Genomic DNA, 16,709 nt, shown 5'->3' on the forward strand with positions numbered 1-16,709 from the left:
CACATGAGCATTGAAATCCGCAACGTCAGCAAGCAGTTCGGCGACTTCCAGGCGCTGCGCGACGTCAGCCTGGACATCCAGTCGGGCGAACTCATCGCGCTCCTGGGCCCCTCGGGCTGCGGCAAGACCACGCTCTTGCGCATCATCGCGGGGCTGGAGACACCCGACGTGGGCAGCATCCACTTCAGCGGCGAGGACACGACCGACGTGCACGTGCGCGAGCGCGGCGTAGGCTTCGTGTTCCAGCACTACGCGCTGTTTCGGCACATGACGGTGTTCGACAACGTGGCCTTCGGCCTGCGCATGAAGCCGCGCAAGGAGCGGCCGTCCGAAGCGCAGATCAAGGAGAAGGTGATGAGCCTTCTCAAGCTCGTGCAGCTGGACTGGATCGCCGACCGCTATCCCTCCCAGCTTTCCGGCGGACAGCGCCAGCGTATCGCCCTGGCGCGCGCGCTGGCCGTGGAGCCCAAGGTGCTGCTGCTGGACGAGCCCTTCGGCGCGCTGGATGCCAAGGTGCGCAAGGAGCTGCGCCGGTGGCTGCGCCGGCTGCACGACGAACTGCACGTGACCAGCATCTTCGTCACGCACGACCAGGAGGAGGCGCTGGAAGTGGCCGACCGCGTGGTCGTCATCAACCAGGGACGCATCGAGCAGCAGGGCACGCCCCAGCAGGTGTGGGACAACCCTGCCAGCCCCTTCGTCTATGGCTTTTTGGGCGACGTGAACCTGTTCAAGGGCCGCGCCAACGACGGCCGGGTGTACCTGGACGACGGCATGCAGCTGGAAAGCCCCGAGGCCCAGCACGCCGACGATGCGCGCGCGTTCGCCTACGTGCGCCCGCACGACCTGGACGTGGAGCGCTATTCCCCCGGCCAGGCGCTGGACGCGCACGGGCGCCCGCGCGGCATCGTGGTGCAGTTGGCGCGCGCCATTGTGGTGGGGCCGATCGCGCGGCTGGAACTAATCCCCGAGGGCGATACCCAATCGGCGGACAATGCGCCCTCGGACGCGTTGATCGAAGCGCAGATTCCGGCGCAGCAATTCCACGAGATGGGGCTGCGTGAGGGCGAGACGCTGGTGGTGACACCGCGGCGCGCCAAGGTGTTTCTGGACGAAGCCGCCGGCATCTGAGCGCCGCTGCCTGCCAAGGGAGCGGATGCGGACGCCGCTCCCTGCAAGGAAAACAAAAAGTGTTGTTGAACTGGATTGATACCGCCCCGCGCCGCATCCTGGCGCTGATCAGTGCCGCCTGCGTGGCCATGCTGGCCTTCGGCATGTACCTGCAGCATGTGGTGGGACTGGAGCCTTGCCCGATGTGCATCGTGCAGCGCTATGCTCTCATAGGTGTAGCGGTCTTCACAGGACTGGCAAGCGCTAGAGGCACAAAAGGCTGGTGGATGGGTTGGACGGTGCTGGCGCTGGCAGCAGCGGGTTTTGGCGGCTTCACGGCCGCGCGCCAGAGCTGGCTGCAGTGGTACCCGCCAGAGATCGCCACTTGCGGGCGCGACTTCTACGGAATGATCGAGAACTACCCCATCAGCCGCGCCATCCCCATGATCTTCCGCGGCTCGGGCGACTGCACGGCGGTGGACTGGACGTTCCTCGGCGGCTCCATCGCCAACTGGTCGTTTGTCTGGTTCTTGGTGTTTGCCGTGCTGCTGCTGGTGCTGTTGGTGCGCGGCGGGCGGGGCGCGCCGGACACGCTGGCCCGGGCATAACTACGCGTCTTTTTTTGACCTCTCGCGGGGCGCCTTCGGGCGCCCCGCGGCGCTTCACCTCGTCTTCACCCCGTCTCCAACCCATCTCACGCGGTTGGGGGTGGGAAGACCACGGGCGGCGCGCCGGGCTTCCAGGCCTCGTACTTGTGCATGACGCCCAGGAACAGCGGCGACTGCTGCCAGCGCACCAGCCAAGCGCGCAGGTGCGGCCAGGGTGCGGCCTGCCACTGCGCGTCGTCTATGCCGGCGAACTGGCGCACGAAGGGCGCGATGGCCATGTCGGCCAGGGCGGCGCGTGGGCCGAACAGGTGCCCGCCCGGCTCCAAGGCCAGGCGCTGTTCCAGCACCCGCAGCCAGGCATGGGCGGCGGCCCGTTCGTCCGCCGGGCTGGCGTCAGGGTAGCGGTTGGGGTACTTGCAACGGTCCAGCGCCCGCTTGAACGGACCATCGCACTGCGCGATGAGCTCCAGCATGGCGCCCAGGTCGCCCCGGCCGGGGATGAGCCAGCCGTGCGGGTCATGGGCCGCCAAGGCCCATCGCATGATGTCCAGGCTGTGCTCCAGCACCTGCCCCGGCAGCACCAGCACGGGCACTGTGGCCTGGGGCGATACGGCCAGCAGCGCCGCCGGCTTGTCGCGCAGCACCACTTCGCGCAGTTCGCAGCGCTGGCCGCTCACCGCCAGTGCCATGCGCGCGCGGATGGCATAGGGGCAGCGGCGAAACGAATACAGAACGGGCAGGGCAGACGTGGCGGACATGCGCCCGAGTATGCAGCGCTGTCCATCACCGCATCGGGGCCTGGGGTGCGGCAGGTGTACGCCAGCCCAGCTTGCGCCGTACGCGCCGCCAGCCCAGCACGACGCCGCTCAGGCTGATCACCGTGCCGCCCACACTCAGCGCCACCAGCAGCACGTCCCACAACGGCCGGCGCTGCAGCAGCGGCAGCCAGTCCCAGCTGTGCAGCAGGCCGAACAGCCAGCGCGAGGTGCGGCGGTGCCGGTCCAGCCGACCCAGCACGGCGCCCGTGTGTGGGTCCAGGTGCACCCAGCTGGCGTGCGGGTCGCCGAACACCAACCGCAGCACGGGCAGCGGTTTGTCGGTGCCGCCGGTCATGGTGTGGGCGTCCCGCGTGTAGTAGTAGGCGTCGTACGCGCGCAGGGTCTCGACGCGCTGCAGCGGCGCATCGACCAGCCGGGCTGCGGCGGCTTCCAGCTCGCCCGGCTGCCATGCGTGGGGCAGGGCGGTATGCGCGTCCAGCACCGTGGGCGGGCCAGAGGCGGGCAACGCCTGCACCAGCGTATGGCCGGCGGTGCGTGTCCAGCGTAGTTCGCGCGTGTCGGTGGACGCAGCCTGTAGCAGGGCGGCCACGGGTGCGCCTGCGTGCGGCAGCTGCAGGGGCCCGCCGTGCATGGCGTTGGTGCGCAGAGCGGGTGCGCCGCTGTCGAAGATGCGCCAGGGGTTCATGGACATCAGGCCGCTGAAGATCCAGGCGAGCGTGACGACCATGAACAGCAGGCCCGCCACGTGGTGCCAGCGCGCCCATGCGGACGGGAACGGCGTACGCCGGCCGCTGCGGTAGGTGCCCGCGAAGCGCCAGCGAAGGATGCCGATCACGCCGCCTGTGACCACTGCGGCGATACCCAGCAGCGACAGCGCATTGACGATGTCCGCCCAGTAGCGGTCCACCAGGCCGCCGCGCAGCGGGTACAGCCAGTGCAGCCACGCGCCCGCGTAGTTCCATTGGCGCTCGGTGCGTGTGGCATCGCGCACCACCTCGCCGGTCGTGCCGGAGATGTAGAGCACCGTGTCGTGTGCATCGCCCAGGCGCACGCGGTGCAGGGGCCGGTGCATGTCCAGCGCGCGGGAGTGGGTGAAGGCGTCTTCCTGCAGCGTGCCTTCGTGAACGGCATGGGCCGGACCCTGCGCGTAGGCTGCAGCGCTCGCCAATGCCCGTGGCGCGTCGACGGCCGTGAGCACGGCGCCGGTGCGGGCGTCGATCACCACCGGGGCGCCGCGCGGGCGTGCGTCGCCGGGCGGGGCGGCCTTGGACGGCTGGGGCGTGGCCAGGTACACCGCCCGCCCGCCGCTGGCCACGGCCAGCCGCAGGTCGCGCAGCGGGCCCTGCAGCCCGGCGGCGGCCAGGGCCTGGTCGGGCTCCAGCGCCACGGCGGCGCCGCGCAGCGGCGGCAGGTGCATCAGCCGCTCGGCGGGCGTGAGCTTGGGATAGCCCACGTACATCATCACCACGCCGGAGACGAACCACAGCGCGAACAGCACGCACAGCGCCACACCCAGCCAGCGGTGGGCGAGGAACATCCAGCGTTTGAGGTGCGACATGGCTTGCGTACCCCGTGCTTCAGAAAGCCACGTGCAGCGCTACGTCCAGCGTGCGCGGCGCGCCCAGATAGGCCTGGCTGCCCACGTTGGCCGCATATACGCGGTCGGTGGCATTGCGCACGCGGCCCGTGAGGGTGGTCGTGGGGTTCAGCTTCCACGCCAGGCCCAGGTCCAGCAGCGTGTAGGAAGGACACCATTGGGTGTTGGTGGCGTCGGCATATACCTTGCCCACGTGGCGCACGCCCGCGCTGGCCTGCAGCGTGGGCGTGAGCGCGTACGCCAGCCAGAGGTTGGCCACCGTCGCCGGGGTGTTCGTGGGGGTCTTGCCCGCCAGCGACACGCCGCCCTGCACGAACTGCTCGTACTGCGCATCCACATGCGTGAGGTTGGCCTGCACCTGCCAGCGCGGCGACGGGCGCAGGCCCACGGCGATCTCGGCGCCGCGCGCCGACTGCTCGCCCACGAGCACGGTCACCCCGGGGCGATCGGGGTCCTGCGTGGCGATGTTGCTGCGTGTGATCTTGTAGAGCGCCAGCGTGGTGGTGCCCTTGCCGTCCCAGAAGTCGAGCTTGCCGCCCACCTCGGCCTGGCGGCCGCTGGTGAGGCGGCTGTTGTTGATCACGTCCGCGAACGAGGCGGTGGACAGGACGCCCGACGGCGGGTCGGCCGCCGTCGCGTACTGGGCGTAGAGGTTGGCACCGGGCACGATGTCCCACACCAGGCCCATGCGCCCCGTCGTCGGCTGGTAGCTGCGGCTGAACGCGGCGGGCAGGGCGGCCGTCACGGCGCGGCGGTTGGTCAGGTCCAGCGAGATGCGCTCGTGCCGCAGCGCCGTCACCAGGTGCAGCCTGGGCACGAGGGCTGTGCGGTTCTCCAGGTACACGGCGGCGGTGGTCGCCTTGTTGGTGCGATCGGCGTGGAAGCCCGAAGCCATGCCGGGAATGTCGAAGAAGCGCTCCACCACCGGGTCATACGGATCGGTGGTGTTCACCGTGCCGGACAGGCTGTTGGGAAAGCGCGTTTGCCGGTTCACGTTCACGTCCAGGCCGAAGGCCCAGTCGCTGCGCCGGCCCAGCAGCGTGCCCTGTTTGCGGCCCTCCAGGCGTTCGCCGACCACCTGGTGGTCGTGGCGTTGCAGGAGGACGCCGCTGCGCGCCACCTGCGTATTGGCGGCATTGAAGCGGTAGGTTTCCACGTTGCGGTAGTCGCGCAGCGCGTTGTAGGCGTACAGCGTGTTGGTGAGCTGCAGCGTGGGCGTGGCCTGCCATTGGGTGACCGAGCGCAGCCACTGCACGCGCTGGGCGTACAGGCCGTCCGTGCTGTTGTAGTTCTGAAAGCGCGTGCCAGGGTCCACACCCAGCCGGCCTACCGCAGGCGTGCGCAGCGGCGTGCCCCAGTAGGGGCGGTCCACATGCTCATGCTGCCATTCGTAGGCCAGCAGATGTGTCGCGCCGCCGCCCAGATCGGACAGCAGCGAAGCCGCCAGCTGGGTGGCGCGCGTCTCGGTGCCGCGCACCCAGCTGCCGGCGTCGCGGTGGTTGAAGTCCAGGCGCGCATGGTGGCGCGCGGGCGTGCCATCGCTGGCGCCCAGGCGCCGGTTCAGTCCCAGTGAGACCTCCTTGAGGCCGTAGGCACCCACGCGCACCTGCCCTTCGGCAAAGTCCGAGCGCTCGGGTGTCTTGGTGAGGTAGTTGATCGACCCGCCGACCGCACCGGAGCCGAACAGGAAGCTCGACGGCCCGCCGATGGCCTCCACACGGTCGTAGATCCAGCTGTCCACAGGCCGTGCGGCGATCGAGTACTGCACGTTGATGCCGTTGAACAGCTGGGCGATGGAGCCGCTGCTGAAGCCCCGGTAGCTCACGCCGATGCTGCCCGGCGCGTCATGGGCCGTCACGCCGGCGATGGCGCGCAGGGCCTCTTGCGTGTCCTGGGCGCCGCGCGCTTCGATGGTGCTGCGGTCCACCACGGTGACGCTGGCGGGCGTCTCGCGCGGGGTCAGGCCCAGGCGGCTGCCGGTCTCCACCGGCGTGTCCAGCGGCAGCAGGCCGGGGGCCTGGGTGGCGTCGCTTACCTCCACGGTGGGCAGGGTGGGCGTCAGCGGGCCGGCGGATTGGGCGGGGGCGGCACCGGCCAGCGCGGCCAAGGTGAACGCGCCGGCGCTCTGGCGTATGTCGATACGGAACATGCGTGAAAACTCTCTCGGTCTCTGCGGAAGAACGGCCGACGAGTGCAGCGCGCCGCCCCAGTGGTGCGCGGGGGGTGGTGCTGTCTCGTGCGGCAAGGCACACCCAGTGCGTGGGCGTGGCAAGGGCCGCCTGGGGAGCCAGCAGGCTCCTTGCGGCCCGGCAGGGTCAGAGAGTCGAGGGAGGGCCGCGCGCCGGCAGCGGCGCTGCGGTGGCCGCGGCAATGCGCGCCGCCTCGATGGGCTGCAGCGCATGGGCCAAAGGTGGAGGCGGCTCGACCAACGCGGTTTCGGGGGCGGGCGGTGCGCCTGCGGGCGCGCACAAGGGGCAGTCCATACCGGACGCGCCCAGGGCGCCCACACTGCCGTCGTCCGCCTGGACCATCAGCATCACCGCGCCCGAGGCCGAGCACACCAGCTGCAGGGACTGTGGATGCACCAGCGGCGAGGCCACGGCCACGCCCAGCGAAGCCATGAACCAGCCCAGCACCCAGGTGCGCAGTGTGAGCGGGAGGCGGGGCCAGTTCATGGCGGCGATTATGCCCATTGCGGGGCTGCGCCGCGCAGGCATTTTCTCAACCAGGGCGCTTCCACTTTTATAGCTGCCAGCGCTTGATTTATAAGGCTGAAAGGCTTTTTTGATGCGGTTTTTCTGGCGGGGTGGCATCACTGCGGCGGCGCGGACTCGCGCAGCAGCCAGTCGCGGAACGCCTGCAGGGCATCGGTCGGGGCGCGTGACTTGAGGCGGCACAGCCAGTAGTCGCCCAGCGCTGCCGTGCACGCGAAGGGCTGGACCAACCGCCCCTGGCGCAGTTCGCGCTCGAACATGCGCACGGGCAGCAACGCCACGCCCGCGCCTTGGGCTGCGGCCTCGGCCAGGGTCAGCGACGAGTCGAACACCGCGCCGCGCAGCACGGGGCAGGGCGCGCCCGAGGCGGTGAACCATGCGGGCCACTCATCGGCACGGTAGCTGCGCAGCAGGGCCTCCGCGCCCAGGTCAGCAGGTTCGCGCAGGCGCGCAGCCACTTCTGGCGCGCACAGAGGCGCCAGCGGCGCGGGCATGAGCCGCTCGGCGTCGGTGCCGTGCCAGGCGCCGTCGCCGAAGCGGATGGCGCAGTCCAGCCCTTCGCCCGCAAGGTCCACGCGGTTGTTGTGCGTGAGCAGGCGCAGGTCGACGAAGGGGTGGCTTTCATGGAAGGCGCGCAGGCGCGGCAGCAGCCACCCCACGGCGAACGTACCCACCACCCCCACGGTCAGCACCTCGCGCGGGCGGGTGTCGGCCAGGCGCTGCAGGGCCTGGCCGATGCGCGCAAAGCTGTCGGACAGCACGGGCACCAACTGGCGGCCCTCATCGGTCAAGGCCAGGCCGCGCGGCAGGCGGCGAAACAGCGGCTTGCCCACGCGTTCCTCCAGGTTGCGGATGTGCTGGCTCACCGCGGTTTGGGTGACGTGCAGTTCCTCCGCGGCGCGCGTCAGGTTCAGGTGGCGGGCCGCCGCCTCGAAGGCCCGCAGCGCATTCAGGGGCAGGTGCATGGGTGAAGTTTTTCTAAGGGCTGGTGGCGATTATTGTCGATGGTCAAGCCACTTGTGCCGCCTTATCGTGGCGCCTTCTTTCCACACATGACGAGGTGAAACGATGGACCGACGAAGCTGGCTGCTGGGCGCCGCGCTGCTGCCCCTGGTGGGGTGTGCCCAAACCGGGGTCGAGAAAAACAGGGCTCAGGCCACGCAGCAGTTGCAGGCCGCGCTGGGCCGGATGGAGCAGCGCGTGGGCGGGCGGCTGGGCGTGGCCGTGCTGGACACGGGCTCGGACGCCCTTGCGACCTACCGCGGCGACGAGCGCTTTGCGCTGTGCAGCACCTTCAAGCTGCTGCTGGCCGGCCAGGTGCTGCAGCGTGCGGACCAGGGGCTGGAGCGGCTGGATGCACGCGTGCGTTATGGCCGGCAGGATCTGGTGGAATATTCCCCGCGCACCGAGCCGCACGCGGGCGGCGCCGGCATGACCGTGGCCGAGCTGTGCGAGGCCACCATGGTGCTCAGCGACAACAGCGCCGCCAACCTGCTGCTGCGCCGCCAGGGCGGGCCCGCCGGCCTGACGGCCTGGCTGCGCACGCTGGGCGATGCGCACACACGGCTGGACCGCATCGAGCCCGCGCTCAACGATGTGCCTGCGGGCGAACTGCGCGACACCACCACGCCGCGCGCCATGGTGCACACCGTGCAGAAACTGGTGCTGGGCGATGCGCTGTCTGGCGAGGCGCGGGCGCGGTTGCAGGGCTGGTTGCTGGGCAACCTCACGGGCGACAAGCGGCTGCGCGCGGGCATGCCGGCGGGCTGGCGCATCGGCGAGAAGACCGGCACCGCCAACGGCACCAGCAACGACGTGGGCGTGGTGTGGCCGGAGGGCGGGGCGCCGGCCGTGGTGGCGTGCTATCTCACGCAGTGCCCCGCTGCGCCCGCGCAGCGCGACGCGGCGATTGCCGAGGTGGGGTCGCTGGCGGCCGCATGGCTGGCGGCCGCAGGGTGAAGCTCAGAGTTTCTTGACCAGCACCTGGCTCTTGCGGTCCCAGTTGTACTTGCGCTTGCGTGCGTCGGGCAGCCAGTCGGGGTCCACGGGCGAAAAGCCCCGCTTGATGAACCAGTGCATGGTGCGCGTGGTCAGCACGAAGATGCTGGACAGGCCCAGCATGCGCGCGCGCTGCTCGATGCGCTTGAGCAGCTTCTCGCCGTCGCCCGTGCCCTGGCTTTGCGGGGACACGGTGACGGCGGCCATCTCGGCCGTGCCGGCCTCCGGGTAGGGGTAGAGCGCGGCGCAGCCGAAGATCACGCCGTCGTGCTCGATCACGGTGTAGGCGGCGATGTCGCGCTCGATCTCGGTGCGGTCGCGCTTGACCAGCGTGCCGTCGCGCTCGAACGGCTCGATGAGCTGGATGATGCCGCCCACATCGTCGATGGTGGCTTCGCGCAGCTCTTCCAGCTTTTCGTCGATGACCATGGTGCCGATGCCGTCGTGCACGTAGATCTCCAGCAGCAGCGCGCCGTCCACCGCGAACGGCAGGATATGGCTGCGCTCCACGCCGTGCTCGCAGGCCCTCACGCAATGCTGCAGGTAAAAACCCACATCGGTCGGCTGCTGCGCGGGCGGCAACTGGGCCAGCAGCTGGCGCGCTGCGGCCAGGGGCAGTTCGGTGTCGATGGGGTTGTCCTCGGCGTCGGGTTCCAGCGGCTGGATGCGGATGCCCGGCACTTCGGTCAGGAACAGTAGCTTGTCTGCCTTGAGCTCGGTGGCCACGCGTGTGGCGACTTCCTCCATGGCCAGGTTGAAAGCCTCGCCCGTGGGCGAGAAGCCGAAGGGCGAGATGAGCACCATGGCGTCGGACTCCAGCGTGCGGCGGATGCCTTCCACGTCCACCTTGCGCACCAGGCCCGAGTGCTTGAAGTCCACGCCGTCCACGATGCCCACGGGCCGCGCCGTGAGGAAGTTGCCGGAGATCACGCGCACGCGCGAGCCCGCCATGGGCGTGTTGGGCAGGCCTTGGCTGAAGGCGGCCTCGATCTCATAGCGCAGCTGGCCCGCGGCCTCCTGGGCGCAGTCCAGCGCCACGGAATCGGTCACGCGCATGCCGTGCGAGTAGCGCGGGGCGTGCCCCTTGGCGTGCAGCTGTTCGTTGACCTGCGGGCGAAAGCCATGCACCAACACGATCTTCACGCCCATGGCCTGGATCATCGCCAGGTCCTGCACGATGCTCTGCAGCTTGCCCGCGGCGATGGCCTCACCCGTCAGGCCCACCACGAAGGTCTGGTGCCGGAACTTGTGGATGTACGGCGCCACGGACCGGAACCAGGGAACGAAGGTGAAGTTGAAGACCGTGGACATGGGCGGTGCGTCAAAGGGTTGGCGGTGGAGCGGTGAAAAGAGGGGCGGAGACGAAAAGCGCTCGCGGCTTCCCGTGCGCCTGTACCAGGGCAGGGGCGCCAGCAAGCGCAGGCCGCAGTGTAGCGGGCTGCGCGCCGTGCCGCGGGCAGCGCGGGGAGGGAGGAGGAGTGCTCCTCAAATAATAGCTGCCAGCGCTTGATTGTGATGATTTCCGAAGGGTTTTCTTCTGAAATCCACCGCGGGGAAAGCGTGGGCAGCTATTTAAATAATAGCTGCCAACCCGGCCATCAGCGTCCGCCGCGCGCCGACAGCGCCAGCGAACCACGTGCGGCAGCCGGCCGCGCCGTCCGCACGGGGGCCGGCTTGCGCTGGGCCGGGCGGGCATCGCGCCAGCGCATGGCCCAGCGTTCCACGGTGTAGTACGACAGCGCCGCCAGCGCCGCCGAGATCAGGAAGCCCAGCACCACCACGGCCGGCCACGGCAGGTCGGCGCGCAGGTAGCGCACCACGGGGTAGTGCCACAGGTAGATGCCGTACGACAGCTTGCCCACCAGCATCAGGGCCGGTGCGCTCAGCATCTGGTGCAGCGCGCCGCGGTGCTGCTGCACCGCCAGCAGCACCACCAGGGCGGCGCATTCCACCACCGTCATGCCCCAGAGCATGGCGTTCATGTCGTCCCAGGACTGGGCCATCAGCAGCGGCACGGCCAGCACCACCCACATGAAATGGTGCAGCCGCTGGCGCAGCGCCTGGAACCAAGCGGGTTGCTCGTGCAGCAGCGTGGCCAGCAGGCTGCCGGCCAGCAGGCCCGTGGCGCGGGTGTCGAAGCGGAAGAAAATCTCGTAGAACTGCTGGCCCTGCGCCACCCACAGCACGCGCCAGGCCCACGCCAGCACCAGCAGGCCCAGCACCGGGCGCCACAGCGCGCCGCGCGGCGTGAAGCGCGCCAACACCACCAGGAGCGGTGGCCAGACCAGATAGAAGTGCTCTTCCACCGACAGCGACCACATGTGCAGCAGCGTGTCGGGGCTGTCGAAGAAGGCGATGCCGTAGTCGGCCAGGTACAACAGGGACACCAGCGCGTCGGAATACACGTCCGTGAGGTCCGGCCACAGCAGCGGCGCAAACACGCAGTACGCCCCCAGGAACAGCGCCAGCGCCGGCATCAGGCGGAAGAAGCGGCGGCGGTAAAAACGCCAGTAGTCCAGCCGGCCGTTGCTTTGCAGTTCCTGCAGCAGCAACGAGGTGATCAGGAAACCGCTGAGCACGAAGAACAGGTCCACCCCGTAGAACGCGCCGTCGAACAGCGGCGCATGGGCGTGCGACAGGATCACCAGCAGGATCGCCACGCCGCGCAGTCCGTCCAGTGCGCTGTTGTAGGCCAGGCTCGGCGCGCGGCCGTCATGGCTGAGGGGGTTCACCCGGGGGTTGTCCATTTTGTCTGCCAAAACGCGGCACCTCCATTGCTGGGCAGGCCTGGCGCCCGCCGTGTTCATCACCAATCACATCCCGACCCGGAATGGGCTTGTCGCCAGTCCAATGCGCTGCCCAGGCCGTGCCTGGCCGCATTGCGCTGGCTGGGAGTGGTCGACACTGCCAGCCGTCCCTGAGGACGGCGCGGCACCCTTCGCTCCTGTGTCGGTAAGGCAGGCCGTGAAAGCGGTCCTGCGGTCGTGGGCACGCGCTGCGTGCCGCGCCGGATCTGCGCCCGGCCGTCGGATTCTAGGGGCCGCCTACAGGGGGTGGGTTACCAAATGTCGCTACCAATTCAGGATGATGACTTTCGGGTGAGTGCGAAGTTCCGCTGCAAGCAACCGTGGCGTCACTGCGGGCACGCGGGGCCCATGGCGGAGACGGTGAAATTGTCTTTCCGGTTACCATCAAAGGGTTAACCCTGATGATGCGTTCGCCCCAGCGGACGCTTTTTCTTTTCTGCAAGCGGCCCTTCGCGGGCCTCGTACACCGGCCCCACAAGGGCCTTCACTGAAGGAGAGCTTATGTTCCGCAGAACCGTTCTTGCCGCTGGCGCAGTCCTGGCCCTGGCCGCAGGCGCACCCACGATGGCGCTGGCCAAGGATGCCTGGCCGGTCAAGACCATCACGCTGGTGCAGCCCTACGCACCCGGCGGCACCAGCGACATGCTGGCGCGCATCATCGCCAACGAGCTGGAAAAGCGCATCACTGCCAGCGTGATCGTGGAAAGCAAGGCCGGTGCCAACGGCAACATCGCCACCGCCTACGTGAGCCGCGCCAAGCCCGACGGCGGCACCTTCCTGGTGGGCTCCAGCAGCCCGGTGGTGATCTCGCCCACGCTGTACAAGAACGTGCCCTACGACCCGGTGAAGGACCTCACGCCCATCACCCCGCTGGCCAAGGCGCCGTTCCTGCTGGTCACGGGCGCCAACTCGGGCATCAACTCGGTGGACGAGCTGCTCAAGCTCATCAAGGCCGACAAGATCAACTTCGGCTCGGCCGGCGCGGGCTCGCCCCAGCACATGATCGTGGAGATGTTCCACATGCAGGCCAAGGCCAAGACCATGCACGTGCCGTACAAGGGCTCCGCGCCGCTGGTGCTGGCCGTGATGTCCAACGAAGTGCAGTACGCCATCGACAACCCCGTGCCGCTCAAGCCGCAGATCGAGGCCGGCAAGATCAAGGCGCTGGCCATCACCAGCAAGACCGCCTCGCCCAAGTTCCCGGGCGTGAAGCCGCTGGCGGAGCAAGGCTTCCCTGGCTTCGAGGCCGAGCCCTGGTACGGCATGATCGGCTCCAAGGGCCTGCCCAAGGACTTGGCCGAGCGCATGAACAAATACGTGCGTGAGATCCTGGCCCAGGAGAACGTGAAGCAGAAGATCTCCGATCTGGGCGCCGAGGCCTATGGCCTGAGCACGGCCGACTTTGCCCAGCTGATCGCCGCCGACATTCAGAAGTGGGGTGCTGCGGTCAAGGCATCGGGCGCTACGGCGGACTAAACGCATGCAATAGGTGACAAAAAAGGCCGTGAGGATTCACGGCTTTTTTGCGTCTGACGCCCACCGGTCAAGCGCGGGCAGCTATCAATCAATAAGCGCTGCTACTGTCCCGGAGCCTCCAGGGCGAACAGCGGCACCTGCGCCTGGCGGCTGAGCCACAGGCCCCCGCCCATGTCGATGAAGTGCCGCGCAAGGCCGCGGCGGTACAGCGACGCGCGATGGCGGTACAGGCGCGGGTCGGTCAGGTCTTCGTCGATGATGTCGCGCTCGTAGTCCTCGCGCGTGACGGCCTCCAGGTACAGCGCGCCGCGGCACAGGCGCCCCAGGTTGTCCAGCGCCCGCGCCAGGTCCTGCGTGCCCAGGTAGGGCAGCACGCCCTGGCAGATGACGAAGTCGAAAGGCTCGCGCGCCGTGTAGTCCACCACCGAGCCGCGCTCCCACCCAAAACGCTCGCACAGATAGGGGCTGTATTCCACGCCCTGGTAGAGCGCGCCGGGCAGGTGGTGCTGCACCATGTCCCGCCACAGGCCGATGCCGCAGCCCACGTCCAGCACCCGTTCCACGGGCACGCGCAGGTAGTGCAGATAGCTGCAGACGAAGCTGCCCAGCCGCTGCGCATGGCCGGGGTCCACCACGCTGGTTTTCTTGTCGAAGTAGTAGCGCTGGTAGTACGCCTCGTCAAACCACTGCTCACTCGCCGATTGCACGCACGCTCCTGAAGAAGGCGGCGCCGGGCTGGGACCGCTCGCCGGGAGTATGGACCAGTCCATCGCGATGGCGGGCGGTTGCCATGGGGGCTCCCCGGTGTGCTGCGCGTACTGCGGCGTCTATATTGCGCGGCAGTGCCGTATGAGAACCCGATGAAAGGAGCGCCCATGTCCGCCGGAGACTGGAAAGACCTGTACGCCGCCGCCTCCGCGGGGGATCTGGCCCGGGTGCGCTATCACATCAGCGCGGGCGTGGATCCCAACTACCAGCACCCCGAGGTGCTGTGCACGCCGCTCGTCGCCAGCCTGGTGCAGGGCCACGATGCGGTGGCGCGCTACCTGCTGGAGCACGGGGCGGACCCGCACCTGCTGTCGGAGTTCGACGGGCTCACGCCGCTGCAGGCTGCGCTGCGCCATGGCCGCGGTGAGCTGGCCGCACTGCTGCGCAGCCGGGGTGCGCGCGACGTGCCGCCGCCCAGGCGCGTGGCAGCGTGGCGGCGCTGGCTGCCGTTGTAGCGCACGGGGCGTAGCGTCAAGGCATTTTTTGTGCTTCAGCGCTTACTGATAAAGCGCTGGAAGCTATAAAAAAAGGAGTAATCAGCCTTGGGTAGCGGCCCCGCGGCGCTGGCGCAGGCTCTGCCAGCCCAGCAGCGCCAGCACCACCGCCACCATGGGCAGCATGCCGGCGTTGATGCCGCCCCAGCCGACGCTGTGCAGCAACTGGCCCGAGCCGAAGGACGCCACGGCCACGGTGCCAAAGACCAGGAAGTCGTTCAGCGCCTGCACCTTGGCGCGCTCGGACGGGCGGTGGCAGTCGGCCAGCAGGGCCGTGGCGCCGATGAAGCCGAAGTTCCAGCCCACGCCCAGCAGCACCAGAGCGCCCCAGAAATGGGTGAGCGCCAGTCCCATCAGCGCCAGCAGGCCCGACGCGGCAATCAGCACCAGCCCCAGGCCCGTTACGGCGCGCTTGCCCCAACGGGCGATCAGACGGCCGGTGAAGAAGCTGGGTGCGAACATGGCGAGCACATGCCACTGGATGCCCAGGGCGGCTTCGCCCACGCTGTGGCCGCAGCCCACCATGGCCATGGGAGCGGCCGTCATGAGAAAGGCCATCAGCCCATAGCTCACCACGCCCGCGATCGCCGCCACGATGAACTGCGGCGTGCGCGCGATCTGCCACAGCGGCCGCGCGCCATGCGACTCGGCACGCGGCGGCGCGGGCGGCAGGCGCAGGGCCAGCAGCAGGGGCAACGCCAGCAGCGCAAGCGCGGCCTGGCTGTAGAAACTGCCGGCGAACGGCGTGGCGGGCAGGCTGTCGCGCGTCCAGATCACCACCTGCGGGCCAATGATGGCCGCGATCAGCCCGCCCACCATGACCCGCGATATGGCGCTGGCGTGCCGCGTGGTGTCGCCCACCGCGTCGATCGCGGCGAAGCGGTAGCTCTGCACGCAGGCGCCGTAGAAGCCCGCCAGCGTCGTGCCCAGGCAGAACAGCAGGAAGTCCGACTGGCTGATGCCCCAGGCCGCGATCAAGCCCGACAGCACGCCCAGCACCGCGCCCAGCAGATAGGCCGTGCGGCGGCCCGCGCGGTGCATGAGCCATGCCGCGGGCAGGGTAGAGAGGGCCAGGCCCAGCTGGTACAGGCTCACGGGCAGCGTGCTGGCGGTAGGCGTGCTCGACAGCATCTGGCCCACCAAGCCCCCGAGCGAAATGATGATGGGGGGCGAGGCACCGCCCAATGACTGGGCGGCGACCAGCAGGCCGAGATTGCGGCGTTCAAGAGCGGTGGAAGAGGTCTTCATGGGCGGGAGGCGGCGAACAGGACACCTATTGTCTTCGCTGGACGTACGGTTCCGGGGTAGACCATGCATCACTTTTCGTAGTAGATGACGCGATAAAGGATGCAGATGGTGGCATGAAGAGGGCGGGTTGTTGCAAATGAGCCCAGTTGAAGATAACTGCGTTGAAAGGGCCGGATTTTTGTGCTCTTTTGCTGAAGGTTGCGGATGTGATTTGCCTGCTTATTGGCGGAAATTGATTGGCAATAGATGCTTTTTGCTGAAAGAAAAGGATTTTTAAGGGGGAGTAGAATCCGTGGCGAATTTGCTTGGCTTTTTGGCATGCTCCCCTCCTGTTCCTCTCACCCCCCTGACGCTCCCGTGCTGCAAGTGCGGCAGGTGCGCCTGCGCCGCGGTGTCACACAGGTCTTTGACGGGCTCGATCTCACGCTGGCCGAGCCGCGCATTGGACTGATCGGCCACAACGGCGCAGGCAAGACCAGCCTGCTGCGGCTGTTGTGCGCGCTGGAGGTGCCCGACGAAGGCCAGGTGCTGTCGCACGGGCAGGATTTGCAGGCACTGCCGCAAGGGCAATTGCGGGCCCAACGCGTGGGCATGATGTTCCAGAACCCCGACGATCAAATCATCTTTCCCACGGTGGAAGAGGAACTCGCCCTGGGCCTGCAACCGCAGGGCCTGTCCCGGCGTGATGCGCTGGCGCGCGCCCGCGCCTTCCTGGCCGAACGGGGCCTTGCCGACTGGGCCGCGCGCGCGGTCGGGGCGTTGAGCCAGGGCCAGCGCCAGCACGTTTGTTGGCTTGCGTTGCTGCTCGCCGGGCCGCGGACGCTGTTGCTGGACGAACCCTTCGCCAGCCTGGACCTGCCGGGGCAGGCACGGCTGGCCGATGACATTGCCGCCTGCGGGCGGCAGGTGGTGGTGTCCACCCATGTGCTGGAGCATGTGCGCGACTACCCGCGCGTGGTCTGGCTGCATGAAGGCCGGGTGCAGGCGGACGGCCGCGGCCACGATGTGTGCGCGGCGTATGAAGCCGCCGTTGCCCAACAGGTGGCGCGGGCCCGCGCCGCGGCGGGCATGCCACGTGCCCGTATGCGCGCCGCGGCCTGAGCGAAGGAT

Annotated in this window: 16 protein-coding genes; 6 read left to right on the forward strand and 10 right to left on the reverse strand. The window is 68.8% G+C overall.

The window, feature by feature from the left end; translation table 11 throughout:
• Nucleotides 1-3 precede the first annotated feature (3 nt).
• Both QY917_RS03945 and QY917_RS03950 read left to right on the forward strand, forming a co-directional pair.
• Nucleotides 4-1,131 carry a sulfate/molybdate ABC transporter ATP-binding protein gene (locus QY917_RS03945; protein ID WP_011805541.1) on the forward strand — a complete coding sequence of 376 codons (1,128 nt, stop codon included), beginning with the start codon at nucleotides 4-6 and terminating at the stop codon, nucleotides 1,129-1,131.
• Nucleotides 1,132-1,190: 59 nt separating this feature from the next.
• Nucleotides 1,191-1,718 (forward strand): disulfide bond formation protein B, encoded by a 528-nt coding sequence (locus tag QY917_RS03950; protein ID WP_123676385.1) that lies wholly within the window; start codon nucleotides 1,191-1,193, stop codon nucleotides 1,716-1,718.
• A gap of 86 nt (nucleotides 1,719-1,804) precedes the next feature.
• Here QY917_RS03950 and QY917_RS03955 read toward each other — a convergent pair whose 3' ends face one another.
• The 5 genes from QY917_RS03955 to QY917_RS03975 form a co-directional block, all read right to left on the reverse strand.
• Nucleotides 1,805-2,476: a glutathione S-transferase gene (locus tag QY917_RS03955; RefSeq protein WP_123676384.1), complete on the reverse strand. Its 672-nt coding sequence runs from the start codon at nucleotides 2,474-2,476 to the stop codon at nucleotides 1,805-1,807.
• Between the two features lie 25 nt (nucleotides 2,477-2,501).
• Nucleotides 2,502-4,055: a PepSY-associated TM helix domain-containing protein gene (locus QY917_RS03960; protein WP_123676383.1), complete on the reverse strand. Its 1,554-nt coding sequence runs from the start codon at nucleotides 4,053-4,055 to the stop codon at nucleotides 2,502-2,504.
• Between the two features lie 19 nt (nucleotides 4,056-4,074).
• Complete coding sequence (locus tag QY917_RS03965) at nucleotides 4,075-6,243, reverse strand: TonB-dependent siderophore receptor (protein ID WP_123676382.1); 2,169 nt, start codon at nucleotides 6,241-6,243, stop codon at nucleotides 4,075-4,077.
• A 166-nt stretch (nucleotides 6,244-6,409) separates the two neighbouring features.
• Entirely contained in the window at nucleotides 6,410-6,769 is a 360-nt protein-coding gene (locus tag QY917_RS03970) for a DUF2946 family protein (protein ID WP_162844554.1), read from the reverse strand.
• A 137-nt stretch (nucleotides 6,770-6,906) separates the two neighbouring features.
• Nucleotides 6,907-7,773, reverse strand: a complete 867-nt coding sequence (locus QY917_RS03975; RefSeq protein ID WP_123676380.1) for a LysR family transcriptional regulator — start codon at nucleotides 7,771-7,773, stop codon at nucleotides 6,907-6,909.
• 103 nt (nucleotides 7,774-7,876) lie between these two features.
• On the opposite strand from QY917_RS03975, the gene bla reads away from it, so the two are divergent.
• Complete coding sequence (gene bla / locus QY917_RS03980; RefSeq protein ID WP_123676379.1) at nucleotides 7,877-8,767, forward strand: class A beta-lactamase; 891 nt, start codon at nucleotides 7,877-7,879, stop codon at nucleotides 8,765-8,767.
• Nucleotides 8,768-8,770: 3 nt separating this feature from the next.
• On the opposite strand, the gene argA is transcribed toward bla, so the two are convergent.
• Nucleotides 8,771-10,117: an amino-acid N-acetyltransferase gene (gene argA, locus QY917_RS03985; protein ID WP_015913105.1), complete on the reverse strand. Its 1,347-nt coding sequence runs from the start codon at nucleotides 10,115-10,117 to the stop codon at nucleotides 8,771-8,773.
• A 287-nt stretch (nucleotides 10,118-10,404) separates the two neighbouring features.
• Nucleotides 10,405-11,553: an acyltransferase gene (locus tag QY917_RS03990; RefSeq protein WP_103738334.1), complete on the reverse strand. Its 1,149-nt coding sequence runs from the start codon at nucleotides 11,551-11,553 to the stop codon at nucleotides 10,405-10,407.
• 561 nt (nucleotides 11,554-12,114) lie between these two features.
• Here QY917_RS03990 and QY917_RS03995 point away from each other — a divergent pair.
• Entirely contained in the window at nucleotides 12,115-13,089 is a 975-nt protein-coding gene (locus QY917_RS03995; protein WP_123676378.1) for a tripartite tricarboxylate transporter substrate binding protein, read from the forward strand.
• Nucleotides 13,090-13,190: 101 nt separating this feature from the next.
• Here QY917_RS03995 and QY917_RS04000 read toward each other — a convergent pair whose 3' ends face one another.
• Entirely contained in the window at nucleotides 13,191-13,796 is a 606-nt protein-coding gene (locus QY917_RS04000) for a trans-aconitate 2-methyltransferase (RefSeq protein WP_123676377.1), read from the reverse strand.
• A 168-nt stretch (nucleotides 13,797-13,964) separates the two neighbouring features.
• Between QY917_RS04000 and QY917_RS04005 the strand changes: the two genes are divergently transcribed.
• The gene (locus QY917_RS04005; protein WP_011805530.1) at nucleotides 13,965-14,312 is read left to right on the forward strand and encodes an ankyrin repeat domain-containing protein; all 348 of its coding nucleotides are present in this window, start codon (nucleotides 13,965-13,967) and stop codon (nucleotides 14,310-14,312) included.
• A gap of 81 nt (nucleotides 14,313-14,393) precedes the next feature.
• Here the strand turns inward: QY917_RS04005 and QY917_RS04010 are convergent, their stop codons facing one another.
• Both QY917_RS04010 and QY917_RS04015 read right to left on the reverse strand, forming a co-directional pair.
• Complete coding sequence (locus QY917_RS04010; RefSeq protein ID WP_123676376.1) at nucleotides 14,394-15,599, reverse strand: MFS transporter; 1,206 nt, start codon at nucleotides 15,597-15,599, stop codon at nucleotides 14,394-14,396.
• A 68-nt stretch (nucleotides 15,600-15,667) separates the two neighbouring features.
• Nucleotides 15,668-15,919, reverse strand: a complete 252-nt coding sequence (locus QY917_RS04015) for a hypothetical protein (protein WP_148061007.1) — start codon at nucleotides 15,917-15,919, stop codon at nucleotides 15,668-15,670.
• Between QY917_RS04015 and QY917_RS04020 the strand changes: the two genes are divergently transcribed.
• Nucleotides 15,918-16,700, forward strand: a complete 783-nt coding sequence (locus tag QY917_RS04020; protein WP_123676375.1) for an energy-coupling factor ABC transporter ATP-binding protein — start codon at nucleotides 15,918-15,920, stop codon at nucleotides 16,698-16,700. The two genes, QY917_RS04015 and QY917_RS04020, sit on opposite strands and share 2 nt — an antisense overlap.
• Nucleotides 16,701-16,709: the final 9 nt, after the last annotated feature.

The organism is Diaphorobacter sp. C33, assembly GCF_030503915.1.
Taxonomy (GTDB): domain Bacteria; phylum Pseudomonadota; class Gammaproteobacteria; order Burkholderiales; family Burkholderiaceae_C; genus Diaphorobacter; species Diaphorobacter nitroreducens.

What these genes read in the sequence shown, in the direction of transcription:
- QY917_RS04010 (WP_123676376.1), bottom strand. Translation starts at nt 15,599, where the DNA reads ATGAAGACCTCTTCCACCGCTCTTGAACGCCGCAATCTCGGCCTGCTG.
- QY917_RS03990 (WP_103738334.1), bottom strand. Translation starts at nt 11,553, where the DNA reads ATGGACAACCCCCGGGTGAACCCCCTCAGCCATGACGGCCGCGCGCCG.
- QY917_RS03975 (WP_123676380.1), bottom strand. Translation starts at nt 7,773, where the DNA reads ATGCACCTGCCCCTGAATGCGCTGCGGGCCTTCGAGGCGGCGGCCCGC.
- QY917_RS03970 (WP_162844554.1), bottom strand. Translation starts at nt 6,769, where the DNA reads ATGAACTGGCCCCGCCTCCCGCTCACACTGCGCACCTGGGTGCTGGGC.
- bla (WP_123676379.1), top strand. Translation starts at nt 7,877, where the DNA reads ATGGACCGACGAAGCTGGCTGCTGGGCGCCGCGCTGCTGCCCCTGGTG.
- QY917_RS04015 (WP_148061007.1), bottom strand. Translation starts at nt 15,919, where the DNA reads ATGCCAAAAAGCCAAGCAAATTCGCCACGGATTCTACTCCCCCTTAAA.
- QY917_RS03945 (WP_011805541.1), top strand. Translation starts at nt 4, where the DNA reads ATGAGCATTGAAATCCGCAACGTCAGCAAGCAGTTCGGCGACTTCCAG.
- QY917_RS03955 (WP_123676384.1), bottom strand. Translation starts at nt 2,476, where the DNA reads ATGTCCGCCACGTCTGCCCTGCCCGTTCTGTATTCGTTTCGCCGCTGC.
- argA (WP_015913105.1), bottom strand. Translation starts at nt 10,117, where the DNA reads ATGTCCACGGTCTTCAACTTCACCTTCGTTCCCTGGTTCCGGTCCGTG.
- QY917_RS04020 (WP_123676375.1), top strand. Translation starts at nt 15,918, where the DNA reads ATGCTCCCCTCCTGTTCCTCTCACCCCCCTGACGCTCCCGTGCTGCAA.
- QY917_RS04005 (WP_011805530.1), top strand. Translation starts at nt 13,965, where the DNA reads ATGTCCGCCGGAGACTGGAAAGACCTGTACGCCGCCGCCTCCGCGGGG.
- QY917_RS03995 (WP_123676378.1), top strand. Translation starts at nt 12,115, where the DNA reads ATGTTCCGCAGAACCGTTCTTGCCGCTGGCGCAGTCCTGGCCCTGGCC.
- QY917_RS03960 (WP_123676383.1), bottom strand. Translation starts at nt 4,055, where the DNA reads ATGTCGCACCTCAAACGCTGGATGTTCCTCGCCCACCGCTGGCTGGGT.
- QY917_RS03965 (WP_123676382.1), bottom strand. Translation starts at nt 6,243, where the DNA reads ATGTTCCGTATCGACATACGCCAGAGCGCCGGCGCGTTCACCTTGGCC.